Below are 25,348 nucleotides of genomic sequence, written 5' to 3'. Positions count from 1 at the left end.
ACACCTCCAATAATGCTGCGCTCGTTACGAATACATGCGCAGTGGGTGAGCAGGACTATACCGACGGATTTTCCTTGCTGTCCAGTGACACTTGACAAAGGCTGTGAGGTGACTCACGATTACGGGGTACTTCGGATCCGCGACGATCCGCTCGGGGCAGTTGACACGAGCGAACCGCGTCGATGCCGTAATACGCACGGCGACAAGACCGTCCGTTTTCTTTCGCACCTACTTCCGTTCAGCTTTCACTCGTTACATGAGGAGTCGCGCAATGCGCCGTGAAGATGTCGAATTCTCCAGCGACGGAGTCACCGTCCGCGGTTGGCTGTACCGACCCGACACCGACGAAGACGTACCGGCCGTCGTACTGGCAGGCGGTTGGTGCTACGTCCGTGAGTTGGTCATGCCCTATTACGCCGAGGCCTTCGTGACGGCCGGTATGGCTGCGCTGGTCTTCGACTACCGCAACCTGGGCGTGTCGGACGGTGAACCCCGTCAACACCTGGACCCGAAGCAACAGATTCGTGATTATCAGAACGCGCTCAGCTTTCTCGAGCGCACTCCCGGCATCGACAACGACCGTCTCGGAGCCTGGGGCATCTCCTACTCCGGCGGCCACGTGATGATTCTCGCCGCGACCGATCCTCGGGTGAAGGCCATCGTGTCTCAGATTCCGGTGATCGACGGGTTCCGCAACATGCGTCGGATCCACGGGACCATGGGTTATCGAAAGCTGTGGGACGCGATCCTCGAAGATCGCCGACTCCGCTTCGACGATCCGGATCAGCGACTGCACATCGCTCACGCCAGCGAGAATCCCGAGGAAGAACTGTCTTCCTGGCCGTTCCCCGAGACGAAGACGACCTTCGCAGCTCTTCAAGCCACCGAAGCTCCTCTCTACCAGAACAGTTCGACTATGGAATCCGTCGATCTCCTGCTCGACTACGACGTCAACTATTTCGTGCCCAGGATCCTCGACACACCGTCGATGATGATCGTCGCCGAAGGTGACGACCTCACGTTGTGGGACTTGGAAATCGAGAGTTTCAACAACATCCCGACTCCGAAGAAAGAACTTGTCGTCCTGCCGCACACGTCGCACATGACGCTCTACAGCGACCAGTCCAAGCTCGCAGTGGCTGCCGAACACGCTTCCCGTTGGTTCACAACGCATCTGCTGTCGAAGTAGCGAAATCTCCCGTTTCCTCCACACCTCGAGAAGACCTCTCGAGAACCCCCTCTTGCGAGACCAAGGATGTGATCATGCCTTCGATCGAATCGAAGATCGTGGACGTCGCGCGAAACGCGACGTTCTCTCATCCACTGACCCGACGTTCCTTCTTCGCCGCAATGGGCGCAGCAGGCATCACTCTCGGCGCAGTGGCCTGCGGAGCAGGCGGCAGTTCCACCAGTACCGCTGCCGGCGGTGGCGCCGGTGCGGGAAAAGTCCAGGAAAAAACCCTCTGCCAGGTGACAACACTCTCCAACGACTACTTCGTCGCCTTCTCGGACGGCGGCAAACAGGCAATGGACGCGTTGGGCGTCAGCATGTCCTCGGTGGAGGACCAGGGCAACGTCAACACCGCACTGGGGCAGGTAGGCAACGTCCGCGCTTCGGGCGGCAAGTCGATCTTCGGCACTCCCGCCACGGAAGCTCAAGCGGCCGCTGTCACGAAGGCCTGCCAGGCAGCGGGGATCCTGTATGCCAGCTCGTACACGGCACCCGCCTGGTACACGCCTGCCGACGCGGACAAGTGGGTTCGTTTCATCACGCCGCCGTCGACCAAGATCGCCGTCGCAACCGCCAAGGCTCTGTTCGAGAAAGTCGGTGGCAGCGGAACCATCATTCATGTTCCGGGACAGAAGGGTTCGTCTTCCGATGATCAACGGACCGCTGGTTTGAACGCCGCGGCCAAGGACTACCCGGGAATCAAGATCGTCACCGCTTCGCCGGGCAACTGGACTTCGGAGGACGCAAGAAAGGCGTTCACGAACATCCTGCCTTCGGTGCCGGACTTCGTCGGGGTGTTCGCGCAGAACGACAGTCAAGCCGCAGGAGTCATCGCGGCACTGGATGCTGCGAAGATCACGGGCAAGATCGTTGTCGGATTCGACGGCAACAAGCAGAACGTCGAATACATCGCGCAGGGAAAGCAATACCTGACCAGTGCGACGGTCGGCGGACTCACGGCAGGAATTCTCGGTGTCACCATCTTCGATCAACTCAACGGTGTCGACCTGTCCCTGCCGGAGCGCTTCCTTTCACAGGGAGCACTCCTGGTGACTCCGGAGATCGCCGACGACGTACTGAAAACTGTGTACGCGCCTACACTTCCGTTCGACTGGGCAAAGATGAGCAAGGCTCTGCATCCTGACGACTGGGACCCGCAGACCGTACTCAACCCGATCGATCCGCGGGAGTACTACGCCGGCGTATCGCAGGACCAGTACACGCTGAACAGCGCCTGGAACTCTGCAGACATCACCGGAGTACGGACCGATTACGCAGCCGCGTTCCGATCGGGCCCGTTGCTGCAGTACAAAGATCAACTCGTGGCTTGAAATGAGTGATACGAAGGTGAGCGACACAGCAACCATCAGCTTGCGTGGGGTCTGCAAGAGTTACGGGCCCGTTCACGCCCTCCAGGACGTCTCACTCGACGTCAGCAGAGGTGACGTTCTCGGCTTGATCGGTGAGAACGGCGCCGGAAAGTCAACGCTGATCGGCGTTTTGACGGGAACGGTACGTCCCGACGCCGGCAGCCTCGACGTCAACGGGACTCACGTGGAACTCGGCGACTCTCGCACTCTCCGCGAACTCGGAATCTCCGTGGTGGTCCAGGAGCAGTCATTGGTCGATGCACTGCGGGTGTACGAGAACATCTACCTCGGACGTGAGGGCGAGATAGGTGGTTGGGGCCCCGGCCGGCGTCGGAGAATGCGCGACGCCGCCCAGTCCCTTCTCGACACCCTCGGCATCGAAGGGTTGCGCGCCGACGCCGTCGTCGCCGAATTGACATACCCACAAAGGCAACTGGTCGAGATCGCACGCGCCTTTTCGCGGATCACCGACGCCACCGAAGCTCCGGTGATCCTTCTCGACGAGCCAACCAGCGCGTTGACCGAGACCGAGGTGGAAATTCTCTTCGCATTGATCGAAGGGTGGCGCGATCGGGTGTCGTTCATCTTCGTGTCCCACATCCTGCAAGACGTCTTGCGGATCAGCACGCGGCTACTCGTACTTCGCGACGGGCGGTCCATCGAAACCCTCTCTGCCGACGGCGTCACGGCGGAGCGACTGCACGAGTTGATGGTGGGTAGCGAGCGCAGCGCCGACTACTACCGAGAAGGCGAACAGGCCGGAGCGCTGTCGACGAACCCGCTGATCGAACTCCGAAATGCAGGCAGTACAGGCGAGTTCGAGTCGGTCGATCTGGTCGTCCGACCGGGCGAGGTAGTGGGATTAGCTGGGGTCATCGGTTCGGGGAAAGCGTCGGTGGCCGCAACTGTCGCGGGTGCCGAGTCGTTGTCGACGGGTTCGATTCACGTCGGCGGTACCGTGCACGAGCACTGGTCGGTTCCCGCCGCCGTGGCCGCCGGCGTCCTGTACGTCCCACCGGAGCGCGCCCTGGACTCCCTCTTCCGCAGCGCATCGATCAGAAACAACATCTCGATCGGCTTCCTCGATCTCATCCGCCACCCGTGGACGCGGCTACTGCGTCTGCGGACCGAACGGGAACGGACGACGGAGTTGGCCCGCGCGCTGCAGGTCAAGGCTCCGTCGTTGTCGACGCCTATCGGGGAACTCAGTGGCGGGAACCAACAGAAGGCGATCTTCGCTCGGTGGCAAGGTCGCGAATGCAAAGTGCTGGTACTCAGCGATCCGACGCGAGGAATCGACGTCGGAACTCGCGAGGAGATCTACGGTTTGGTCCGATCGATGGCTGCGTCGGGGGTCGGTGTGCTGCTGTGCGCCGAGTCCCTCGAAGAAGTGATCGGAATGTCCGACCGAATCGTGGTCATGAAGGACGGGGTCATCAGCGCAGAGTTGGCGGCCCCTGCAGAGCACAAGCCCGCCGAAGTCGACGTGATCAAGCACATGATGTGAGGAATGCAGTGACCCAGACACTCTCGAAGCAATCGCCGGCCAGCGATGCCGCAGCGCCGTCAGGCGCGCGCGGTCTGCTGAGTCGACTCGATCAGCACCGCAACATAGTTGTTCCGACGGTTGCAGTGCTGGTCCTGATCATCTATTTCCAGTGGCGCACGGAAAGTTTCATCACTGCCACGTCCGCGCAGAACATTCTCAACCAGATGGCTTTCCTGACCGTGCTCGCACTCGCCGGCACATTTGTCATCCTCATCGGCGGTATCGATCTGTCAGGGGCCACATCGCGCACGCTCGTTCCGCTTGCGCGGTGATGGTCAGGGAAGGATTCACTCCGAGGTTCGCGCTCACCACCGAACCGTCCATGACGTGCAGGCCCGCATGTCCGTAGGCACGGAGATACGGATCGACGACACCACTCGACGCACTGTCCCCGATCGCGCAGCCACCGAGAAAGTGCGCCGTCATCGGGATGTTCACGATCTCGGCGATGGAACCACCCGGATCGCCGTCGATCTTCTCGGCGACCTTGCGAATAGCTGTATGCCCCTGCGGAATCCACGGGGGAGGTGGATCCCCCGGCCCCGGCCTACTGGTGAGGGAACGTCCGAATCGTTTGGTGTTCTTGGAAAGTTCGAGGGAGTTGTCGTCGGTCTGCATCACCAGCGCGATGACGGTTCGCTCGGACCAGTTCCGCACCGACAAGGATCGGAAGAACGCACCCGGGTGCCGGGCCGCGACTGCCAGAGTCTTCAGCACCCGGGGAGTTCGCCCACCCCCGTCACTCAGGACGGTCTGCAGAAGACCTATCGCATTGCTGCCCTTGCCGTATCGCACCGGTTCGATATGCGTGTGATCGTCCGGGTGAAAGGAGGAGGTGATCGCAACGCCCTGCGTGAAATCCCGTCGACGTGACTTCGACGTTGCGGCCAGCACGGCTTCGGAATTGGTACGTACGACGGTGCCCAGCGTGTCCGACAGGCCGGGCAGGGCGCCGGATTCCTTCATACCGAGCAGCAGTCTCGCCGTTCCGTACGTTCCGGCGGCAACCACCACCTGATCTGCGGTGAACCTGATTTCTCGCCGGCGGACGCCGTCCGTTCTTCGGGCGAGCAGGTGGTAACCGCCATCTGCGCTCGGCCGAAGGTCGGTGACGGTCGTGAGCGGATGAACCCTGGCGCCCGCTTGCTCGGCGAGATGGAGGTAGTTCTTGACCAGCGTGTTCTTCGCCCCGACTCGGCACCCGGTCATGCACCCCCCACATTCGGTGCAGCCGGTGCGTTCGGGCCCTTTGCCACCGAAGAACGGATCCGGCACGGAAACTCCTGCCTCCCCGAAGAAAACACCGACGGGGGTAGACGTGAAGGTCTCCCCCACGCCCATCTCTTCGGCGACGTCCTTCATCACCGCGTCGGCGGGAGTGAAGGACGGATTGGTACGAACACCCAACATCCGCTTGGCCTGGTCGTAGTACGGCGCCAGTTCATCGTGCCAGTCGGTGATGTGCGCCCATTGACGGTCTTCGAAGAACCGCTTGGGTGGCTGATACAACGTGTTGGCGTAGTTCAACGATCCTCCGCCAACTCCGGATCCCGCCATCACCAGTACATCCGGAAGCAGATGGATGCGCTGCACGCCGTAGCACCCAATCCACGGCGCCCACAGGTACTTTCGCAGTCGCCAACTGGTTTCAGGCAACTCGTCGTCGGCAAACCGGCGGCCGGCTTCGAGCACCCCGACACGGTAACCCTTCTCCGTCAGGCGAAGAGCTGCGACACTGCCACCGAATCCCGATCCGATCACCACCACGTCGTAGTGCGTCGTGGTCATGCCTCGACGCTTTCGATCTTGCGAGCGGAGTAGTTCTCGCGATCGAAATGCTCCAGCAGCGAACGGAATTTGAACGTGAACGTCGGCCACTGCACCGAGTTGCGCCCCTCCGGATCGATGTACCAACTCGAGCATCCGCCCTTGTTCCACACCGTGTGCTGCAACTCGTGCTGAATTCCCTTGTTGTAGTGCACCTGTACCGTCTCGTTCACGTCGAGTGCATCGATCCGCTCTCGCTTCATGGTGTTCAAGGCGTCGTTGACGTACTCGGCCTGGGACTCGAGCATGTACACGATCGAACTGTGTCCGAGGTTGGTGTTCGGACCGTACATGAGGAACAGATTCGGAAACCCGCTGACCGCGGTGCCCTTGTACGCATTGGGACTCCCGTTCCAATGCGCAGCCAGCGTCTCGCCACGTTTTCCGGTGATCAGATGCGCGACAGGCGGTTCCGTGGGAGTGAATCCCGTGGCGAAGATGATGGTGTCGACCTTGTGCTCGACTCCGCGACCGTCGACCACTCCGTTTTCTGTGACCGAGACGAGCCCGCTGTCTTCCAGACTCACGTCCGTGCGGTCAAGGGTGCGCAACCAGTCGTTGGACAGAAGCATGCGCTTGCAACCGATCGTGAAATCGGGGGTCAGTTTCCGGCGCAGTTCCGGATCTTTCACCTGCCTTCGCAGATGGAGGCGCGCGGCCGCCTCGAAGGCAGGCAGCACCCACGTCGCATGCGACATCGCGGCACCGAGTAGCTCACGGAAGCCGTAAACCGCTCCGCGAACAACCTTCTGAGTAAAGGGAATCCGCGAGTACACGGCTTTCTGCGCAGCAGGCAGGGTGCGATCCATTCGCGGAATCACCCAGGCCGGAGTTCTCTGGAACACGGTGACATGGTCCGCCGGGTCGGCAATTTCGGGAACGAACTGAACCGCCGACGCTCCCGTTCCGATCACTGCTACGCGCTCACCGCGCAGGTCGTGTTCGTGATTCCACGTCGCCGAATGGAAAGTGGTACCGGAGAACTGGTCGAGACCGGGAAAGTCGGGAATCTTTGGAGTCGACAACGCCCCGGTCGCAGCGACCAGCGTCTTGGCCGTCAATGCCCCTCGGGATGTCCGAACACGCCACAGCGCCGCATCCTCGTCCCACACAGCAGCTTCGAGTTCGCAGTTCAGGACTACGCGATCCACGATGCCGGTGTCTGCCGCCACCTTCTTCAGATAGTCGTAGATCTCGGGCTGACGAGCAAAGGTGTGACTCCAATCGGCGCTCGGCGCAAAAGAATACGAGTACAGCGCCGTCGGCACGTCACAGGCACACCCTGGGTAGGTGTTGTCGCGCCAAGTGCCGCCGATGTCAGCTCCGCGCTCGATCAACACGACGTCCGCCGCGTGATTGTCGCGAAGCATTCTGGCTGCCAAGCCCATACCAGCGAATCCGGCACCGACGATCAGCGTTTCGACATGTTCGGGAAGCTTCACTTCTTCTCCACTCGGGATTGCCAGGCCGGCAACAGTCGCGCTCTGAGCGCATCGTCGGCTTCGGGTGTACGGAAAAGGGCTGAGACTGCAAGACCGCGGACGAGTTCGATGGTGAGCTCGACCGACTCGGAATCGAATCGATCGCCGAACAACTCGGCGCTACCGAACTCGAGTGCCTCACTGACCTTGCGTTCGAGGGGCACCGTCGCCGCGTGCAGAACAGGATCGGTTCGCGCCGCGACCCACAATTCGAGCGCAGCGTAGAACAGCGGCCCGGAGAACGCGTCCGCCAGGACCTCGAGACCTCGGCCGCGATCCACTTCAGCGGTGAGGATTTCTTCAAGTCGCTTGTCGACCAGATACTCGACGGCCGCGACGACCAGCGATTCCTTGGTCGGAAAATGATGCAGTTGCGTACCCCGCGAGACGCCTGCGCGGCGGGCGATCTCTTGCGTACTGGTCCGTGCGTAGCCAAGCTCGACCAACGATTCGACGGCGGCGTCGAGCAGACGCCCACGCATCGCGGCAGTTCGTTCGGCCTGCGTACGGCTCACTTTCGCATCAGAAGTGGTCTCGGTCACAAGAACACTGTAGAGCCGAAACGTAAAACAGTCCAGGCTGACTTCAAAACTTAGCCAGCCGATAACACTATCCGGACCAACCAGTCAGCTTCCCTGATAGCGTCTTCGCATCGAGAGGAGGGGATCGGTCGTTATGTCAGAGCAAACTGCATCTCAGCATCGCCGCATAGGACTGGTGGAGGACCACGAGTCGGTGGCTATCGGCCTGTCTGTGATGCTGAAGGACGAGCCAGATCTCGAGTTGGTGTGCATCGGGACCACCGTGTCCGAACTTCTGGCGCAGAACGTCACCCTGGATCTGGCAATTCTCGACCTCCGATTAGCTGACGGGTCATCACCCAAGAGCAACGTCGAGCAACTTCGGACCGCCGGCCTCGAGACTCTGATCTTCACCGGGGCAGAAAACCCTTTCCTTGTTCGCTCGGCCGCGCGTGCCGGTGTACTCGGAGTTGTGCGCAAGTCCGAACCGACGGCCGTCGTGGTTGATGCGATACGTGCCGCCGCTTCGGGAGGGCAAGTGGTGACGACGGAGTGGGCCGCCGCCATCGACGGGGATCCAGGTCTAGATGAAGTAGGTCTGAGCCCTCGACAGCTAGAGGTCCTCGAACTCTACGCATCCGGAGAGAAAGCGGATCGCGTTGCACGGCTCACCGGTTTGGCACCACAAACGGTCAACGACTACCTACAGCGCATCAGGCAAAAATATGCTGCCGCCGGACGGCCGGCGCCAACCAAAACCGATTTGTACAAGCGAGCAGTCGAGGACGGGGTGTTACCGATTCCGGAACGGAGGGATTTCGGTAGAAATCTGACCCTGACTAATAATGACCTTCAGTAAAGAAAAAGTTCGGTAACGAATGGTTTTGCCAAAAGGCTGCCCCTGGAAATATGGGCAGAGGAATTGATGTCTGGGGAAATGACCAACTTCGACTTACATTCACCTGGTACGAAGACGGCACTGTCGGGGAGTCTGTCATTCCGCTGGACGAAAGAAGGACGAAACTCATGACCGTCACTGTGGAAAACTGCATGGCACAGGATCCCGTCGGACCAAGTTTGTCGGATCGCGAAGTCGAGGTCCTCAGGGAATGGCTACTGAGTGACTCGAAGTCACGCGTCGCTCAAAACCTCTACATAAGCGTGGGAACGGTGGGGACTCACCTGTCTCGGATTCGCGAGAAGTATGCCGACGTTGGAAGGAAAGCACCGACGAAATGCGAACTACTCGTGCGAGCGATACAAGATCGGATAGTGACGATCGACGAACTCTGATCGACAGAGTTGCCTTCGACAAAACAGCCACAGCTTCTGACGAAATTCTGAGGCTCTTCGGCCGCTTCATCGGTGCAGGCTATATCTGCTATCTGCTATTGCTTGCCCCTGCCATTGCCGAAGCCACTGCGATGTCCGCGTCATGGTGGACCCCGCTGGCAGCGGTCGCAACTTTCGGTAGTGGACTGCTATTGGGAGCTTCGACGTTTCACGCAGACACCCGGTGGGTGAAACGAGCCGCGAGTGCAAACGCGATTCTCTACGTCGTGGTCATCCTCCTGTGGTGGCCGGCCTGGAATGGTGAGCACGTCACGGATTTCACGTTGTGCATTTCCAATTTCCCGGTGTCGCCAGCCTTGCGGCAGCTGCGGCTTGGCGACCGGCCGCTGCCGTCGTGCACCTTTTCCTGGCGGCAACGCTCGCACAGTTGACCAATCACATAATCCGGACGAGTCCTACGACGCACCTGCTTGTTCCCGACCTCGCCTTCGCCTGGACATTTTGCGCGGTTTTCGTCGCAGCAGCCGTCATGGCCTTGCGCACCGGCCGAGTACTGGACGCGACCATCGCCACCACTCATGCCGCTGCCGCCGGTGCCGCCGCGGCCGAGGCCAAGTCCGTCGAACGCGAGAGATTCGACGCACTGATCCATGACACCGTGATGTCCACTCTGCTCGCTGCTTCGAGAAACGATGCCGATCCCTCGGTCATCGCTCAGGCGCGACGGACTGTCGAAAGGCTTGACGAACTCCGCTCCGGAACCGATCACGAGACGATTCTCGACTTCGACGGAATCCTCGCTCAGTTGCGTTCAGCTGCTTCGGAAGTAGATGAAAGCGTCGCGTTCGAGACCGCCATCTCGAGCGGGTCCGATCCGAGCGGATACGCACCCGACTCGATTCGTGCGATAGCCGGTGCGATGGCCGAGGCGCTGCGCAACAGCGTCAAGCACGCCGGAAGCAGTGCACGGCGTTCGGTCACGGTCACGGCAACCACAACCCGCCTCGAGGTAGTCGTCGAGGACGACGGCGTCGGCTTCGATCCGAGCTCCGTCGAGACGCATCGCCTCGGAATCACTGTCAGTATCCGCGGCAGAATGCGTCAACTCGACGGTGGATCGGCAACCATTCGATCGTCACCCGGTCGCGGTACTTCGGTGACTCTGACGTTGAGCTTGCCCGCAGCGGTGATGGCGTGACCAGACCGGACGGACGAGATGTCCGCGATCTTCTCGGCATGCACAGCCGTGCTGCTCGATTCATGGCTGCATGCTTCGCTCTCACCTGCGTGATCTCGGTCGCGTACACCTCCTCCGACGTCCGCGCAGTCTGGCCGATGGTTTTGGCAATTGTCGTGTGCTCAACTGCGGCATTCACACTCGTTCTGAGCAGAGGCGACCCGATGCCGCTGGGCCAGAGCCTTCTGGTGTCCCTGACCGGCGCCGTCACGAGTGGCCTGGTGTTGTCAGTGGTTCCAGTGCCCGTCAACGACATGACTCAATTGTGGATGTTCGGGATGTCGACGGCCGTTTTCACCTTCATGTGCGTTCGTGGGCGTACGGCACTCGCGTGGCTCGGGCTTGGGCTCATGGTGTTGGTGACCGCCATCTGGTCGTCCACTACCGGCCAGGGAGCCATGTACGGAGTGTCGTTGACGGTCATCAACGCGGGCCCCGTTCTGATGTCGACCTTCTTCGCGTACACCATCCGTCCTCAAGCCAGGGTTATCTACGAACTTCGGGAGCAGTCCACCCAACGAATTGCCTCCGCGTCCGCTAGCGCTGCGGTTCTCGAGGAACGCGACGCGCAACTCGACAGGCTCGATCTCCTTGCACGCCCGCTTCTCGAACGGGTTGCTTCCGGGATTCCGCTGACAACGGCGGAACGGCAAGAATGCGAACTCCTCGAGGCGCAACTCCGAGATTCGCTGAGAGCGCCTGTCTTACAACAGACAGATGTCATCGATGCTGTGCATGCCGCTCGAAACCGTGGCATCGAGGTGGTCCTGCTCGACGACCACGGAATGGATGGCGCGAACCCCGCCGTTCGCGACAGGATCCACTCGAGCATCGTCCGGGAACTCACCGCGATCACGCGAGGGAAAGTGACCATTCGGATCCTTCCACCACGGCGTACCGCTATGGCCACGATGCTGGTCGACGCTGAAGACGTTCGACGAATCGAGTTCGATCACAATGGAGTGCAGCTGGTACGGCAGGGAGATCGGGGGGAACTCGGCACCCCGTCCATGTCCGTCGATCCGACTACAGACAGCGCCGTCGATCCCGAATAGTTTTCGAGGCGAGTGAGATTCACCGGGTCGATCACCAGGAGAAAAGAATGATCTTCGAACTGCGTCCAGCGCATGTCGCTCGCGCTCTCGCCGCACTGTGCGCCGTTCCGATTCTGTGGACCTTCGCAGTCGAGGGAATCACCACGACAACGGAATACGACTACAGCACGGGCGAAGTGTCCTCATCGAGCGACCTGGGCTCGCAGATCGGAAGCGTCGCGATCTGGATCGTCCTCGCCATCGTATTCGCCGCCGGCGCCTGGTATCTGGAGAAGCAGCGCACCGGTTGGCCCCCGGCAGCACACGAACAGCTGGTCAAACTTCAACTCGCATCACCCAACCGAAACGAGTGAAGCTCCCTATCGCTTCCGATCGCCCGCGCGGAGAAGATTACTGGGAACAGCATGGCCCACAATCTCTTCCGCGACAGCGGCGGCCTGAATGCTCGCATCCAGGTCGATGCCCGTCGTGATGCCCATGTCTTCGAGCATGTAGACCAACTCCTCGGTCGCGAGGTTACCGCTCGCACCGGGAGCGAACGGGCAGCCGCCGAGACCACCGGTGGATGCGTCCAGATTTCGAACACCGTGCTGCACAGCCGCCAACGCGCAGGCAATGCCAGCGCCACGCGTGTTGTGGAAGTGCACACCCAAGCCGAAGTCACCCACTCTTTCGCCGACAGCGTCGATCAATCGTCCGACACGTCCGGGCGTTGCAGTACCGATGGTATCTGCGATCGAGAACTGATCAGCGCCGAACTCTTTGGCCTGCTCCGCAATCCGTAGAACGCGATCCGGATCGGTTGGACCGTCGAACGGACAGTCCCAGGCTGTAGCGACGATGACCTCTACCCGCCCGCCGGCGTCGTGAACGATCCGGACGACCTCTCCGATACGTTCGGTCGCTTGCTCCGTCGTCGACCGAGTGTTGGCCTCGCTGTGGCCGTTCGACGCTGACACAACATATTCGACGGTTTTCATTCCTGCGGCGACGGCCCGCTTTGCTCCGCCGATTCCGGCGACCAATGCCGAGAACTCGATACCCGGCCACCGGTGCAGCTCTGCGGCCAACGACTCCGCGTCGGCTAATGCCGGCACAGCTCGCGGCGACACGAATGACGTCGCCTCGATGCGCGAAACACCCGTCGCAGCCAGAGCTTCTACGAGTCGAAGTTTGTCCGCCAGCGATACTGGCTTTTCGATCTGTAACCCGTCCCGAGGCCCGACCTCGCGAATGCTGACCGCGGGAACACCTGCTTCAGGTACCGACACGTCAGATCACGCCCTTCTTCTTCAATTCTGCCTGCTCGTCGTCCGAGAGTCCGAGGATCCCGCCCCAGACGGAAGCGTTGTCGTGCCCCGGCGACGATGCTCCCGCGTTGCGCACGGACCCGGGTGTCTCACTGAAGGTAGGCACGACGCCCAGGCCGAGGACGTTTTCGCCGATCCGTTCGTCGTAATGGTCGACGAGCATCCCCCGTTCGATCAGCTGCGGATCCTTGACCACATCTTCAACCGTATTGATCGGCCCGGCAACAACTCCCACTTCGGTGAGGCGTTCCACCAGGCTGGTGGGATCTTGGAGCGCGACCCAGGCGCTGATCAATTCGTCGAGCTCGTCCTGATGCTTGCCACGCGCAACATGATTGGAGAATCGGTCGTCATGCGCTAGTTCCGGTCGACCCATGATGGTGCACAGACGCACGAACAGCGTGTCCTGATTGGCCGCGATCACCACCCAGTTTCCTTCCGAGGTCTGGTAGATGTTGGACGGCGCGATACCCTCCAACCTCGTTCCCGAGGGCTGCCGGATGATCCCGCCCCGATCGTAATCCGGGATCGTGGATTCCTGCACTGCCAGACAGGATTCCGTGAGGGCAACGTCCACCACCTGGCCACGGCCGGTCCGCTCTCGCGAGAGCAACGCCGCCAGCACTCCCTGAACGGCGAACATCCCGCCGAGAGAATCTCCGAGTGAAAGGGCAATACGCGGAGGTGCCTGCCCTGGATAACCGTTCAGATGCCGAAATCCGCTGACCGCTTCGGCAACCGAGGCGTATCCGGCGCTCTTCGCTTGCGGGCCACTCTGTCCGTAGCCGGATACCCTGGCCAACACCAACTTCGGGTTGTGCGCGCTGAGAACGTCGAATCCCAGACCCCACTTCTCGAGGGTGCCCGGCCGGAAGTTCTCGACCACCACGTCGGCATGTTCGATCAGATTCAGAAACAGGTCGCGGCCCGCGTCGACCCGAAGGTCCAACGTCACACAGCGCTTGTTGCGGGCGTGAACCGTCCAGAAGAATCGATGACCGTCCTGCTCTGCCTGACCCCAGGTGCGAAGAGGATCGGGGCGGTCCGGTGATTCGATCTTGATCACGTCGGCACCCATGTCGCCGAGCAGTTTCCCGGCGAAGGGCCCGGCGATCAAGGTTCCGAGTTCAATCACCCGATATCCGTCCAGGGGCCCGGTGGGCGCACCTTCCGACACAGCTGCCTCCTCTGGGAACTTTTCTCCCTTTGAAGGCTACGTCACCACCCGGTATCGCAACATCATGTCATGGTCTTCGTGATCGAGCATGTGGCAGTGCCAGACGTACCCCTGCAGGTCTCCCATGCCGGCTTCTCCGTGGGCCGAGTGATCTGCCATGGATCCTCTCGCGAAAGTTGCATCCGGATCGAAGCCCAACTCATCGGCAGTCGGAAAGCGCACGATCACGCGGGTGATCGAGTTGGCATCCACGATGACCGTGTCCTTCTCCCCCGTTTCCCACACTTCGTGAGGTCGCAGCGACGAAGTCACGAATTCCTCTGCCGACGGCGTCCATCGGACCCCCAAGTCGGGCACCGGATACCGCTGCATCAGCGCTGCCGTGTCGATGTTCTGGCGTCCCACAACGCGGAACGCCACCAGATGCAGATGAATCGGATGCGGTTCCGTGGTGATATTGATCAGGTTCCATTGCTCGACGGTTCCCTGACGCGGCAGTTCGATATCCGAATCGGTGAACCTCAAATTGTTGAGCGACATAGTGATCGACGGGTAATCCGAGGAACGCGACAGCTGCATGATCGTGAGATTTCGCACCACATCCGGGGACGCTGGTTCGGCGGCAACGGAATTCAGCTGCTGTGGGATCGATCCGGTGAACCCCGCTGCGCTGCCAACGTCGAACCGACAGAACACCGGCATCACCTGGGTGCCGCGTTGAGCCACCGCAAGGGGTACCGGTTCGTCGTTGCGCAATTCCACCGTCGTGCCCGGCTCGAGCATACTGAAGTCGACAAGCAAATCAGCGCGCTCACCCGGACTCAACCGAACGTGATCCGTCGGCGCAGGAGCGGCCAGCAACCCGCCTTCGGACCCGATCACCCAGAACCGCATGCGATTTGCGAAGTGTAGATTCCACACCGAATAGGTTGCTGCATTGAGCAGGCGCAAGCGGTACAGTCCGCGAGCGACTTCCAACTTCGGCCATACGACGCCGTTCACCACACCCACGTCACCGGGAGTCGCAGGGTCCCAGGACCCCTGCGGAGTGAGCCACGTGGAACGGACACTCTGTTGGCCGTCGGAGGTGAATACCTTGTCCTGCAGAATCATCGGGAGTTCGAACTCACCGGACGGCAGGCCGAATGAGTTCCCGGCGGTGCCTGTGTCAGCATCGTCGCGGAGAAGATACATCCCGACCAACCCGGCGTAGACGTTGAGGCGCGTCATCCCCATGGCATGATCGTGGTACCAGAGATTGCCGGCGGCACGACCATTCGTGTATTCGTGGACCAAGCCTTCGCCCGGACGCTGGATCAGCTCCGGATGCCCGTCGAACTGCGGTGCGGTTACACCTCCGTGCAGGTGAAGCGAAGTGGGGACCTGTGTACGGTCGAGGTCGCTGACGCCGTGTAAACCCGGATCCACATCCGCGGCAAGCGGATACGCAGCAATGTCGTTGGCATATCGGACTGTCACGAGCTGATCGACGTGAGCCTCGATGGTGGGGCCCAGATAATCCATTCCGCCGTAGCCCAGCGACGGCGACGGCGGTAGGTCCGGATGGAAACGGTGCATCGACGAGGCCGCACGAATTTCCAGATTGCCACCCGAAATGCTCGGCAGGACAGGAAGGGACTCCCGGAACGGTTCCAGACGGGGAGATGGAAGTTGGAACGGGCGCAGTGGATCGACATCAGGAGGTCGAGCCGTCGCAGATCCAGCGGACAATGCGCTCAGTCCAGCCAGCAGGCCCAGCCCTTGAACAAACGATCGGCGACGGATCTTGTGTGACTCGTCCACTCACGGCCCCCTCACGCTGACGGCATCCGGAGCGGGTTACCCGCGTGCTCGCACGGTCAAACACCGACCACCTTCTCCAACCAAGGTTTGAGGATGGGTAGAACATGAGCCGGTTGCATTGCCTGCGTGTGATCCAGACCGTCGAGTACCTCGATATCCCACCCTGCCGACCGAGCGGCGTCGAGGTCGAGATCGGCCGGCGCGACCCGTACCCCACCCCATCGGTCACCGTACTCGATGACGTCTTGCGATCCGACGAAACACATTCGCGGACAAAGGATGCGCTCTTGAATCGTTCGATCGTCGAATTCACCAAGTGCGCGGTACAGCGTCACGAACTGCCGGGTCTGCGCTTCGGTCAATGCAATGTCGATGGAGTTCCAATCGAACTCGTCCGGCGATGCCGTGGACTGCAATGAGGACTGGGGCGGTTCGCTCGCCATGCGATGTGTCGCTTCGGTGACCTGGAGCATTGCCTTGTACGGCCCATCCACCGGCGGGAAACCGCCCATGACCAGTGCGGTCAGACGATGGGTGCGCAGCGCCAACTGCAACCCACACACAGCCAGCCAGGAGTATCCGTAGTAGGCGAAGTGATCGATGCCAGCAGCATTCGCCACGGCCAGAAGATCTGACGCGATCTTGTCGGGAGTGAGCGTGTCCGGAGCAGGCGACGCCATCCGGTGCCCTTCGTAATCGAAGGCAACCACGGTGAAATTCGACGCCAATGCTTCCACGAATGTTCGACCGAGCGCCGGGTCGACGCCCCAGGCACTCAGTTCTTCCGCCTTGTCGCCGGTAGCCGGGATCGGGTTCACGGGCATCAGCACGGCTGGGCCATGTCCGAGAACCTCCACCTCGATAGTTGTCCCGTCGTGAAGTCTTGCCTCAACCATGCCCACTCCCAAATCTTTACACTGTAAAGTAATTAAGAGTAGCGCGACTCCACGAAAGCGACAAGATGAACAAACAGGCAGGCCGACGCGATATCGCACGCACGATTTCACTTCTGTGGCGCCGTACCGAGGCGCCTTCCGGACGGCGAGGACCGAAACCCGCCCTGTCAACGGACACGGTCGTCGACGCCGCAATCGAAGTCGCCGACGCCAACCCCACGACACCGTTGTCGATGCGCATGCTCGGCGAGCATCTCGGACGCACCGCAATGTCGCTGTACACGTATGTCCCAGGAAAGGACGAGTTGCTCGACCTGATGTACGACAGGGTTCATGCCGAACTACCTACGATCAAAGGCACCGGCAACTGGCGCATTTCGCTGTCCGACTGGGCTGCCACACTCTTCGCCCTACACACACGCCATCCGTGGACATTGGACGTCTCGTTGGCGCGCCCCGTCCTGGGTCCGCGCGAGCAAGCCGGACTCGAATCACTCCTGTCCATCCTCTACTCCACAGGTCTCGATTCTCCGACCATTCGCAGATCGGTGAGCATGCTTTTCCATTTCATCCGAGGATCCGCGCGGACCCTGGCCGAGATCCGGAGCGCATCGACGATTGGAGAATCCGAGTCACATTGGTGGGCACAGTCTTCTGCTGCACTGACCGCTGCTGCACCAGACTTCGCAGACCGCTTCCCCCACACGATGCAGTTGGGTCGGGAGGCCCCGCCAACACTCGGCGGCGACTTCTATCTCGAACGAGAAGCCGAGGAGTCGTTTACTCAGGGCCTCCAAATCCTCCTCGACGGGATCGAATCGCAGATTCGAAAACACTCTTGACTCGAACTGGTGTTCGAGTATTGTTTAGGGTGGGGATCGGGGGATTCAATGAGTGTCTATCTGTCGGACGTGGTTTCGGGTTCTGCGGTGGGTTTACGCGGACGCCTGTGGCGGTTGTCGGCTGCTGAGTTACGGGCTGCTGCGGTGTCGGCGAGTGCGGAGATTCTGCGACTGGAAGCGGTGCGGGTGGCGGTGGTCGACGAGTTGTCGTTGCGCCCGGATGATCAGGTGATCGCCAGCCGCGGGGTGGGTTCCTGGTTGGCGGCGAACACGATGCTGCAGGTTCGGGACGGGAAGAAGATCGCCGCCCTCGGTGCTGCGTTGCGGCCGTTTCCGGCGGTGGCGGCTCGGTTCGATTGCGGGGATTGTTCGTTCGAGCACGCCGCGTTGATCGTGGCGTTCTGCGAGTCACCGCCGAAGGGGATGCCGGACGAAGCGCTACCGAAGTGCATCGACTTGTTGTTGGCTGCCGCGTCGGGTGTGGAGGCGACGACCACGAAGGTGCGGAACGTCATCGCGACGTTGGAGCGAATCTTCGAATCCGATGAAATTCCACCCGCCGAAGACATCGACCGCAACGAACTCCGCATCGCGTCGACGTTGAACGGTCGAGTGGTAGTTCGCGGGGATTTCGATGCCCTCACCGGCGAAATGCTGCTGTCGGCGTTGTCGAACCTGACGATGCCCACCCCGGCACCCGATGGAACCCCCGATGCTCGGTCGGCGGCGAAGCGGACCGCGGACGGGTTCACCGAACTGATCCGCCGGTATCTGGACTGCGCCAAGACCGGTATGGATGGTGGGCAGCGGCCGCACGTGAACGTACACATCAACGCCCGGGATCTCGCCGAGCACCGGGACTGCGCAGCATCTGCCGCTGCCGCTGATGCCGACGAAGGCACACTCGATCTGGATCTGTCGAATCTCGATGTGGGGCACATGCCCTGGCTCGGACCACTCTCGATCTCGCAGACCAGACTTCTCGGGTGCGACTGCTTCCTGTCAACCGTTCTGCTCGATGATCACGGCGCACCGCTCGATGCGAAACCAGGGAAACGGTTGGTCAGCGCCGAACAACGCGTCGCCCTGATCGCCCGCGACAAAGGCTGCGCATTCCCCGGCTGCACATGCGTGCCCGCCTGGACCGATGCCCACCACATCCGGCACTGGGCCAACGGCGGCCCGACCGTGATGAACAACCTGGTCCTGCTGTGCCGTTCACATCACCGCCTGATGCACCGCAAATCCGGGTTCGTCGGCAAGTGGGAGATCCGGATCGGGGTCGACAACAAGCCGTGGTTCATTCCGCCGCCGTCGATCGACCCGCAGCGGCACCCGCGGCCGGCGAACACCACCTTCAAAACCTGAGGACGAACCTCAGGCACAACAGAACACGGCCGAGCACCGCATCAAAGAAAACCTCGATGCGGTGCCGAAAGCCGTGGATTCCGTCAGACCGCCTGCGGAACCATGGTTCCTCGCGGGAATCGCTCCCGAATCTCGGCCGGGGTGACAACCCTCGGGTCGAGGGGTTGCTCGTCGCGCAGGTGGCGCTCCAACACCTTGCCGGTCATCGGCGCAATGACTTTCAGAGCTGTGGTCATATTTTTCGGCGAACTACCCACTCGTACCGCAGTTCGCACCGCGGGCGCAATCGCCTTGTCCAACAACGCGGGTTGATCGAACCCACCCATCGTTCGCATCCAGCCGGGCAATGTCGCGATAGTTGCCGGCGCGACGAGTCGGCTGAATGTCGCGAACTTCGTCTTCCCCTGCGCTCTCGGTGTTCTCAGCAAGTAGTGCATCGCGCGGTTGGCACGCTCGGAGGTACACAATCTGGGCCTGACTTCAGCGAAGTACTCCCGTACCTCATCTCGCGAGCGCGGAACGTCGGACGCTTTGCATGTCTGCAGTTCGGCAGCGATCACGCATTCTTCCCAGTACCGCTGCTCTTCGACGGTGGAGAGAGGGCCCGGCCCGTACATCTCGTAGCACTTGAGCACCGAATGCCAACCGGTCACGTGGATCCACAGTTGTGACGCCGGATTGTTTGCACTGTAACGCGTTCCGGTGATCGGTTCGATGCCCGTGGCCTGAGCATGAACCGTCATGAGATGGTCGGACAACGCCAGTGCCGTCCGCCCGTCGGCAGTGGCGACGGTCAGGAAGTACGCCAAGGTTCGGTCGAGTCGCCCGGCCGGATCGCTGTAGATCCCGCTCATATCTGCCACTGCGGCAGCAAGGAAGGGGTCGAAGTGCTCGAGCACCACTGATCGCTGGAAACCGATCAGTGCTGTCGGCGCCGCCCATATCTTCCAGCTGGGTGATCCTGGGCCGAAGAAACCGTAATCCTCACGCGGTCGATTCATCGCCAGTTCAGACATTTCATTCCTCCCCGTTCGTTTCGCAGGCACCGTTCAATTCGTAGGCACCAGACAAAGCGACTACCTGCTGCCAGACGTACTCGAATCGCTCGGCCGCAAACGCTGGGCGGCGAATAGACGCGAGAGCCAACCGTTGCTGATCGTCACTGGCGCTGGGTTTTCCGTACAACTCAACCGCTGCAGCACTGAAGTCGCGGACCAGGACATCGAAGATCTGATCCACCACTCCACCATTCCGCTGTCCCTCGTCCAATCCCACGATCTCAGCTTGTTCGAGGATCAACTGGCCGTAGACGACGAGAGTGAAGAGTTCGGTAATCGCCAGGCCGAAGTCCAAGTCGACCTGCTGCGCCGCATCCGGTGCAGCTTCGGCAAGGAGGGTCACGAGCGCTTCTGCCTGCTCGACGAACAACGCGACGTTGGGAACATCCACGAACTTCGCGTACACCGCTCGCCAGTCGTCGAATCGAACCTTCGACAACCCCCGTGCCGGGCCCTGGCGGAACAGGAATTCGTCGTCGGCTGCGTCATTGCGCGTCGGAACCGCCGGAAATGACTCAGGAGCAAAGAGGTACGCCGGCATGAACTTTGCAATGAGCGCGAGGTTGACTGCGACGGTGCCTTCCAGCTTGGGCAACCCGTCGACATCCATCTTGGCCACCGCGAGGTAGCTGTCCTTCTCGAAGCCCTTTGCCGCAGCGATGTCGGAAAGCAGTCCGATCACCTTCTGTGCTTCGGTTGTCACCTTCATCTTGGTGACGGGGTTGAACAAGAGGTAGCGGCGGTCCTCGGGCGATGCGGTGCGGAAGTAGTCCACCGCGCGATCCGAGAAGAGCCTCATCGCCAGCAGGCGCGCGTACGCGTCGACGAATTCACGTCGTACGTGTGGGAAAGCCGTGACGGGATTGCCGAACAAGATTCGATTGTGCGCGTGGGTGATCGTCTCGTACAAGGCATGCGTCGACATACCGATTCCGCCGAAGCAGAGATTGAATTTTCCGATGTTCACGGTGTTGAGTGCGGCACTGAATGCTGCCTCACCGGTATGCAGAATATCTTCTGCTGCAACGGGATAGTCGGTGAGTGAGAACTCCGCTACGTACATCTGCGCCGGAACGATGTTCTTCGCCACGGTGAATGCCGGATGCTCCGAGTCGGCGTAGAAGAAGACGTACTGATCGGCACCCTCCACTCCGTCGACACGACCGAAGACGGAGATCGTGTTGGCGCAGTTGCCATTTCCGATGTAGTACTTCGAACCGCTGGCCAGGTACCCGCCGCTGCCGTTGGGCGTCAACACCATGTCGGTGGAGTAGACGTCGGCGCCATGCTCTTTCTCGGACAATCCGAATGCTGCAACGCCTCCGGAAGCCAAAGCGGAAGCTGCTCGCGCCCTTGCAGTCTCGTTGTCGCTCTGCCACACCGGCCCGAGCCCGAGAATGGTCACCTGCCACGGGTACCAGTAGTTGAGTCCGTAGAAACCGAGAATCTCGGACAACGCGGCGATACGGCTGGTATCCCAGCGCTTGTCGGAGTCACCGCTACTGTCGCGGGCGGGCGTCAGGAAAGTCGCGAACAGGCCTTCCTTTGCCGCGAAGTCGAGGAAGTCGGAGTAGAAGGTCTTGTCGTGATAGTCGGCCAGAAGTCGATTCTTTCCACGCGCCTCGAACCAGTCGACGGTCGCACCCAGCAGTCTCCGCGTGGTCGCGTCGAATTCCGGCCGATCGTATGTAGAGGGATGGAGCAACAGATCATTCGGCACTGAAGAGGTCGGCGCTGTCATCGCGGTTGTTCTCCTAGAGATCTCGGCAGAGGCGCCTCACTGACCGCCTCTTCGAATACAACGCCACCGTAACAATTGCAGACCTCGAATACAACGGTTGCGTATGATTCACGAGGAAGTGGCAGGCAGATTAGGGTGGGAGCGGAGGTGAGGCACACGATGACCAGGTCACAAGCTGACGCAACGGATACACCGCGACGCAAATACGCCCCTCGTATGGCGCCCCAGCAACGACGCGAACAGCTCCTCGACGCAGCATTCGAGGTCACCGGCCGTGTTGGCCTGCACAACCTCAGCATGGAATCAGTTGCCGCCGAAGCCGGCGTCGGCAAGCCCGTCCTCTACACGATTTTCGATACCAGGACCGATCTCGTCGCCGCACTCCTGCGCCGCGAGCACGAGCGAGCCATCGCTCAGGTGCTCGAAACCATGCCGACTGATCTGAGCGAGCTCGGCCCAGCGGCGTCGTACACCGGGACCGTTGGCGCCTTCGTCGACGCCGTACTCGAGAACCCGACGCGCTGGCGCCTGATTCTGACGTCTGTCGAGAACGCCCCCAGCGAGTATCACGGCTTGTTGAAACTCTCTCGCGGAGCTGTTTTCGCCCGCGCCGAAGAACTGGCCCGTGCCGGGATTGCACTCGAACCGAAGCTCGAAGGCCTTGATCCGGTTCTCCTCGCACACACCATGATGTCGTTTGCCGAAATGCTTGGACGGTTGGCGGTCAGCGACCCCGAAACCTATACCCGAGAACGGCTTTCCAGCTTCGCCGTGGCTCTCGCACAGTCGGTAGGCCGTTAGACAGAGACCCGAAACCTGTCGGTCGGATCTGCTTCAATACACGCATGACATCACCATCGATCGAACCGCTGCAGCTTTTCGAAACGTCTCCCGGAAACTGGTCGCTGATGCTCACCGACCAGCACTTCGGCAAGGTTGCAGCGGTATTCGAGCAGGTAGAAGGCTTCGAAGGTTCCGGCTACGACTGGGCTTCGGTGGCCCATGCAGTGGTGGGTCGGGATGCACCGCATCTGGAATGTCGATTCGGCACCGATCCCGAAGCCGGCATGTTCGTTGCGTACGGCGGCGACAACGAAGCTCTCGGTGAACTCGGAGCGCTTCTCGCCAAAGCGTATTCGGATGCTGACTACCTCGGCGGCCTGGTCGCGATCTCCGAACTCGACTGATACCCACCAGCAAAACGACACCGGCCCCGCACCTAGGTGCGGGGCCGGTACCGAACGAAAGATCTAGCCGACCAACAGCTCGGCAATCTGAATGGTGTTGAGCGCGGCACCCTTACGCAGGTTGTCACCCGAAACGAAGAGCGCGAGTCCGCGGCCCTCCGGGACACCCGGATCCTGACGGATACGACCGACCAGCGACGCGTTGCCACCGGCAGCGGCCAGCGGCGTCGGAACCTCGACCAGCTCGACGCCCGGAGCGTCGGCGAGGATTTCCTTGGCGCGAGCAACAGAGAGCGGGTTGGCGAACTCTGCGTTGATCGCGAGCGAGTGCCCGGTCACGACGGGAACGCGCACGCATGTGCCCGAAACCAGCAGATCAGGAAGTCCGAGGATCTTGCGGCTCTCGTTGCGGAGCTTCTGATCCTCGTCGGTCTCGCCGCTTCCGTCGTCGACCAGCGAACCGGCCAACGGCAGAACGTTGAACGCGATGGGGGCGACGTAGTTGTTCGGGGCCGGGAAGTCGACGGCACTGCCGTCGTGAACCAGCTTCTCGGCGTCACCGACAACGGCGCGCACCTGGCCGAGGAGTTCCTCGACGCCGGCGATGCCGCTACCGGACACCGCCTGGTAGCTGGAGACGATCAGACGCTGCAGACCGGCTTCGTCGTGCAGAACCTTGAGCACCGGCATCGCTGCCATGGTGGTGCAGTTGGGGTTCGCGATGATGCCCTTGACCAGGTTCTTCGTGTCCTGCGGGTTGACCTCGCTGACCACGAGGGGAACCTCGGGATCCTTACGCCATGCCGAAGAGTTGTCGACAACCGTTGCTCCGGCAGCAGCGAAGCGCGGAGCCTGGGCGCGCGAGAGCGTCGCACCAGCGGAGAAGAGGGCGATGTCGATGCCCTTCAGGTCCTCATCCGATGTGGCGGCCGCGTCCTCGACGATGATCTCTTCGCCGCGGAAGGGCAGCTTCTTACCGGCGGAGCGTGAAGATGCGAAGAACCGCACCTTGTCCGCGGGGAAGTTCCGCTCTTCGAGCAAAGTGCGCATGACGATGCCGACCTGACCGGTCGCACCGACAACAGCGATAGTCGTCATGAGAAATTACCGTCCCGTTCCAGCGTGTACTACTGCTTCTTCTTCGCCACCGAGCCCGAAAGCGTCGTGGATGACACGTACAGCGTCGTCCAATTCGGTGTCCTTGACCAGCACTGAGATGCGAATCTCAGAGGTCGAGATGAGGTCGATGTTGATGTCTGCCTTGGCCAGCGCCTCGCAGAACGTGGCGGTGACGCCCGGGTGGCTCCGCATTCCGGCGCCGACCAGGGAAACCTTGCCGATGTGGTCGTCGAACAAGATCTGCGTGAAGCCGATGTCTTCCTGGCGCTTGGTCAGGATCTCGACGGCGCGGGGGCCGTCGGCCGTCGGAAGAGTGAAGGTGATGTCCGTCTTGTTGGTCTCCACCTTGGAGATGTTCTGCAGCACCATGTCGATGTTGATCTCGGCATCGGAAACTGCGCGGAACACCTTGGCAGCGTGTCCCGGTGTGTCCGGCAATCCGACAACGGTGATCTTGGCTTCGCCGCGATCGTGCGCGACTCCGGTGATCAGGGCCTCTTCCACAGGAATGTCCTCCATCGATCCGGACACGATTGTTCCGGGCTTGGTGGTGTATGACGAACGGACGTGCACAGGCACGTTGTAACGACGGGCGTACTCGACGCACCGGAGCATGAGCACCTTGGCGCCACACGCTGCGAGTTCGAGCATTTCCTCGAAGGAAACCGTCTCGAGGCGGTGAGCGTCGGGGACGATGCGCGGATCGGCGGAGAAAACGCCGTCGACGTCGGTGTAGATCTCGCAGACGTCAGCGTTGAGTGCAGCTGCCAACGCCACGGCAGTGGTGTCGGAGCCACCGCGTCCGAGCGTCGTGATGTCCTTGCTGTCCTGGCTGACGCCTTGGAATCCGGCGACCAGAACGATCGAGCCTTCGTCGAGCGCAGTGCGAACACGGCCGGGCGTGACGTCGATGATCTTGGCGTTTCCGTGGCTGCCGGTCGTGATGACTCCGGCTTGTGAGCCCGAGAACGAACGAGCTTCGGCGCCGAGGGAGTGAATTGCCATCGCTACCAAGGAGTTGGAGATGCGCTCACCCGAGGTCAGCAACATGTCCATTTCACGGGCCGGCGGGGAAGGGCACACCTGCTGAGCCAGGTCGAGCAGCTCATCGGTGGTATCGCCCATCGCTGACACCACGACGACGACATCATTGCCGGCCTTCTTGGTCTCGACGATCCGTTCAGCGACTCGTCGGATGCGCTCGGCGGTTGCCACCGAGGATCCGCCGTACTTCTGGACGACGAGAGCCACGCGTTTCTACCTCCAGGTCGAAATTGTTTACA

The 25,348-nt window shown here is 61.2% G+C and carries 23 protein-coding genes and 1 pseudogene; 13 read left to right on the top strand and 11 right to left on the bottom strand.

The features are described from left to right. Positions 1-271 precede the first annotated feature (271 nt). The 4 genes from I7X09_RS15315 to I7X09_RS15300 all read left to right on the top strand — a co-directional run bounded on the left by I7X09_RS15315 (position 272) and on the right by I7X09_RS15300 (position 4,422). Positions 272-1,189 (top strand): alpha/beta hydrolase, encoded by a 918-nt coding sequence (locus I7X09_RS15315; RefSeq protein ID WP_166811855.1) that lies wholly within the window; start codon positions 272-274, stop codon positions 1,187-1,189. Positions 1,190-1,263: 74 nt separating this feature from the next. Further along, positions 1,264-2,562: a sugar ABC transporter substrate-binding protein gene (locus tag I7X09_RS15310; protein WP_166811857.1), complete on the top strand. Its 1,299-nt coding sequence runs from the start codon at positions 1,264-1,266 to the stop codon at positions 2,560-2,562. Positions 2,563-2,578: 16 nt separating this feature from the next. Next, entirely contained in the window at positions 2,579-4,108 is a 1,530-nt protein-coding gene (locus I7X09_RS15305; RefSeq protein WP_166811859.1) for a sugar ABC transporter ATP-binding protein, read from the top strand. An 8-nt stretch (positions 4,109-4,116) separates the two neighbouring features. Then, positions 4,117-4,422, top strand: a complete 306-nt coding sequence (locus I7X09_RS15300; RefSeq protein ID WP_200312908.1) for a hypothetical protein — start codon at positions 4,117-4,119, stop codon at positions 4,420-4,422. Here I7X09_RS15300 and I7X09_RS15295 read toward each other — a convergent pair. The 3 genes and pseudogenes from I7X09_RS15295 to I7X09_RS15285 all read right to left on the bottom strand — a co-directional run. After that, positions 4,385-5,938 (bottom strand): annotated as a pseudogene (locus I7X09_RS15295) (GMC oxidoreductase); the annotation flags it as partial. The gene I7X09_RS15300 and the pseudogene I7X09_RS15295 overlap by 38 nt on opposite strands. Beyond that, positions 5,935-7,419: a flavin-containing monooxygenase gene (locus tag I7X09_RS15290; RefSeq protein ID WP_200312907.1), complete on the bottom strand. Its 1,485-nt coding sequence runs from the start codon at positions 7,417-7,419 to the stop codon at positions 5,935-5,937. The pseudogene I7X09_RS15295 and the gene I7X09_RS15290, both read right to left, overlap by 4 nt. Further along, on the bottom strand, positions 7,416-7,940 hold the full coding sequence (locus I7X09_RS15285) for a TetR/AcrR family transcriptional regulator (RefSeq protein ID WP_020968240.1): 525 nt from the start codon (positions 7,938-7,940) through the stop codon (positions 7,416-7,418). Before I7X09_RS15285 ends, I7X09_RS15290 begins: the two co-directional genes overlap by 4 nt. Positions 7,941-8,133: 193 nt before the next feature. Between I7X09_RS15285 and I7X09_RS15280 the strand changes: the two genes are divergently transcribed. From I7X09_RS15280 to I7X09_RS15260, 5 genes are all read left to right on the top strand, one after another. Next, positions 8,134-8,838 (top strand): response regulator transcription factor, encoded by a 705-nt coding sequence (locus tag I7X09_RS15280; RefSeq protein ID WP_166811873.1) that lies wholly within the window; start codon positions 8,134-8,136, stop codon positions 8,836-8,838. Positions 8,839-8,888: 50 nt separating this feature from the next. Further along, on the top strand, positions 8,889-9,272 hold the full coding sequence (locus I7X09_RS29760; RefSeq protein ID WP_378377215.1) for a helix-turn-helix transcriptional regulator: 384 nt from the start codon (positions 8,889-8,891) through the stop codon (positions 9,270-9,272). A gap of 325 nt (positions 9,273-9,597) precedes the next feature. Beyond that, positions 9,598-10,470, top strand: a complete 873-nt coding sequence (locus tag I7X09_RS15270) for a sensor histidine kinase (protein ID WP_234036580.1) — start codon at positions 9,598-9,600, stop codon at positions 10,468-10,470. Continuing rightward, positions 10,467-11,564, top strand: coding sequence for a hypothetical protein (locus tag I7X09_RS15265; protein WP_200312906.1), 1,098 nt, complete (start codon positions 10,467-10,469; stop codon positions 11,562-11,564). Before I7X09_RS15270 ends, I7X09_RS15265 begins: the two co-directional genes overlap by 4 nt. A 47-nt stretch (positions 11,565-11,611) precedes the next feature. Beyond that, the gene (locus tag I7X09_RS15260; protein ID WP_124566734.1) at positions 11,612-11,917 is read left to right on the top strand and encodes a hypothetical protein; all 306 of its coding nucleotides are present in this window, start codon (positions 11,612-11,614) and stop codon (positions 11,915-11,917) included. 6 nt (positions 11,918-11,923) lie between these two features. On the opposite strand, the gene I7X09_RS15255 is transcribed toward I7X09_RS15260, so the two are convergent. From I7X09_RS15255 to I7X09_RS15240, 4 genes are read right to left on the bottom strand one after another with little or no spacing between them, the layout of a single operon-like run. Next, the gene (locus tag I7X09_RS15255; RefSeq protein ID WP_200312905.1) at positions 11,924-12,835 is read right to left on the bottom strand and encodes a hydroxymethylglutaryl-CoA lyase; all 912 of its coding nucleotides are present in this window, start codon (positions 12,833-12,835) and stop codon (positions 11,924-11,926) included. A gap of 1 nt (position 12,836) precedes the next feature. Beyond that, a complete protein-coding gene (locus tag I7X09_RS15250; protein ID WP_095969638.1) occupies positions 12,837-14,051 on the bottom strand; it encodes a CaiB/BaiF CoA transferase family protein in 1,215 nt (404 codons plus the stop codon). 36 nt (positions 14,052-14,087) lie between these two features. Then, on the bottom strand, positions 14,088-15,854 hold the full coding sequence (locus I7X09_RS15245) for a multicopper oxidase family protein (protein ID WP_200312904.1): 1,767 nt from the start codon (positions 15,852-15,854) through the stop codon (positions 14,088-14,090). A 56-nt stretch (positions 15,855-15,910) separates the two neighbouring features. Further along, positions 15,911-16,750: an alpha/beta fold hydrolase gene (locus I7X09_RS15240; RefSeq protein WP_200312903.1), complete on the bottom strand. Its 840-nt coding sequence runs from the start codon at positions 16,748-16,750 to the stop codon at positions 15,911-15,913. A 65-nt stretch (positions 16,751-16,815) separates the two neighbouring features. On the opposite strand from I7X09_RS15240, the gene I7X09_RS15235 reads away from it, so the two are divergent. Next, complete coding sequence (locus I7X09_RS15235; protein WP_200312902.1) at positions 16,816-17,592, top strand: TetR/AcrR family transcriptional regulator; 777 nt, start codon at positions 16,816-16,818, stop codon at positions 17,590-17,592. Positions 17,593-17,640: 48 nt separating this feature from the next. Further along, complete coding sequence (locus tag I7X09_RS15230) at positions 17,641-18,960, top strand: HNH endonuclease signature motif containing protein (RefSeq protein ID WP_200312901.1); 1,320 nt, start codon at positions 17,641-17,643, stop codon at positions 18,958-18,960. An 83-nt stretch (positions 18,961-19,043) separates the two neighbouring features. Here I7X09_RS15230 and I7X09_RS15225 read toward each other — a convergent pair whose 3' ends face one another. Both I7X09_RS15225 and I7X09_RS15220 read right to left on the bottom strand, forming a co-directional pair. Beyond that, complete coding sequence (locus I7X09_RS15225) at positions 19,044-19,976, bottom strand: oxygenase MpaB family protein (RefSeq protein WP_200312900.1); 933 nt, start codon at positions 19,974-19,976, stop codon at positions 19,044-19,046. Position 19,977: 1 nt separating this feature from the next. Then, positions 19,978-21,759 (bottom strand): acyl-CoA dehydrogenase, encoded by a 1,782-nt coding sequence (locus I7X09_RS15220; protein ID WP_200312899.1) that lies wholly within the window; start codon positions 21,757-21,759, stop codon positions 19,978-19,980. A gap of 159 nt (positions 21,760-21,918) precedes the next feature. Here I7X09_RS15220 and I7X09_RS15215 point away from each other — a divergent pair, with 159 nt between their 5' ends. Continuing rightward, positions 21,919-22,560, top strand: a complete 642-nt coding sequence (locus tag I7X09_RS15215; RefSeq protein WP_166811898.1) for a TetR/AcrR family transcriptional regulator — start codon at positions 21,919-21,921, stop codon at positions 22,558-22,560. Positions 22,561-22,604: 44 nt separating this feature from the next. Then, a complete protein-coding gene (locus I7X09_RS15210; protein ID WP_200312898.1) occupies positions 22,605-22,946 on the top strand; it encodes an Imm51 family immunity protein in 342 nt (113 codons plus the stop codon). Positions 22,947-23,009: 63 nt separating this feature from the next. Here the strand turns inward: I7X09_RS15210 and I7X09_RS15205 are convergent, their stop codons facing one another. Together I7X09_RS15205 and I7X09_RS15200 are read right to left on the bottom strand one after the other, a co-directional pair. Further along, positions 23,010-24,044: an aspartate-semialdehyde dehydrogenase gene (locus I7X09_RS15205; protein WP_124566727.1), complete on the bottom strand. Its 1,035-nt coding sequence runs from the start codon at positions 24,042-24,044 to the stop codon at positions 23,010-23,012. A gap of 6 nt (positions 24,045-24,050) precedes the next feature. Beyond that, the gene (locus I7X09_RS15200) at positions 24,051-25,316 is read right to left on the bottom strand and encodes an aspartate kinase (protein ID WP_003943494.1); all 1,266 of its coding nucleotides are present in this window, start codon (positions 25,314-25,316) and stop codon (positions 24,051-24,053) included. Positions 25,317-25,348 lie beyond the last annotated feature (32 nt).

The organism is Rhodococcus sp. P-2 (genome assembly GCF_016598535.1).
Taxonomy (GTDB): Bacteria; Actinomycetota; Actinomycetes; order Mycobacteriales; family Mycobacteriaceae; genus Rhodococcus_F; species Rhodococcus_F baikonurensis.
This window is presented reverse-complemented; position numbering and strand designations above follow the sequence as displayed.

Excerpts from the sequence above, each read along its gene's own strand:
- I7X09_RS15220 (WP_200312899.1), bottom strand. The coding sequence starts at position 21,759 with ATGACAGCGCCGACCTCTTCAGTGCCGAATGATCTGTTGCTCCATCCC.
- I7X09_RS15310 (WP_166811857.1), top strand. The coding sequence starts at position 1,264 with ATGCCTTCGATCGAATCGAAGATCGTGGACGTCGCGCGAAACGCGACG.
- I7X09_RS29760 (WP_378377215.1), top strand. The coding sequence starts at position 8,889 with ATGGGCAGAGGAATTGATGTCTGGGGAAATGACCAACTTCGACTTACA.
- I7X09_RS15315 (WP_166811855.1), top strand. The coding sequence starts at position 272 with ATGCGCCGTGAAGATGTCGAATTCTCCAGCGACGGAGTCACCGTCCGC.
- I7X09_RS15230 (WP_200312901.1), top strand. The coding sequence starts at position 17,641 with ATGAGTGTCTATCTGTCGGACGTGGTTTCGGGTTCTGCGGTGGGTTTA.
- I7X09_RS15280 (WP_166811873.1), top strand. The coding sequence starts at position 8,134 with ATGTCAGAGCAAACTGCATCTCAGCATCGCCGCATAGGACTGGTGGAG.
- I7X09_RS15210 (WP_200312898.1), top strand. The coding sequence starts at position 22,605 with ATGACATCACCATCGATCGAACCGCTGCAGCTTTTCGAAACGTCTCCC.
- I7X09_RS15205 (WP_124566727.1), bottom strand. The coding sequence starts at position 24,044 with ATGACGACTATCGCTGTTGTCGGTGCGACCGGTCAGGTCGGCATCGTC.
- I7X09_RS15225 (WP_200312900.1), bottom strand. The coding sequence starts at position 19,976 with ATGTCTGAACTGGCGATGAATCGACCGCGTGAGGATTACGGTTTCTTC.
- I7X09_RS15285 (WP_020968240.1), bottom strand. The coding sequence starts at position 7,940 with ATGCGTGGGCGTCTGCTCGACGCCGCCGTCGAATCGTTGGTCGAGCTT.
- I7X09_RS15235 (WP_200312902.1), top strand. The coding sequence starts at position 16,816 with ATGAACAAACAGGCAGGCCGACGCGATATCGCACGCACGATTTCACTT.
- I7X09_RS15240 (WP_200312903.1), bottom strand. The coding sequence starts at position 16,750 with ATGGTTGAGGCAAGACTTCACGACGGGACAACTATCGAGGTGGAGGTT.
- I7X09_RS15215 (WP_166811898.1), top strand. The coding sequence starts at position 21,919 with ATGACCAGGTCACAAGCTGACGCAACGGATACACCGCGACGCAAATAC.
- I7X09_RS15260 (WP_124566734.1), top strand. The coding sequence starts at position 11,612 with ATGATCTTCGAACTGCGTCCAGCGCATGTCGCTCGCGCTCTCGCCGCA.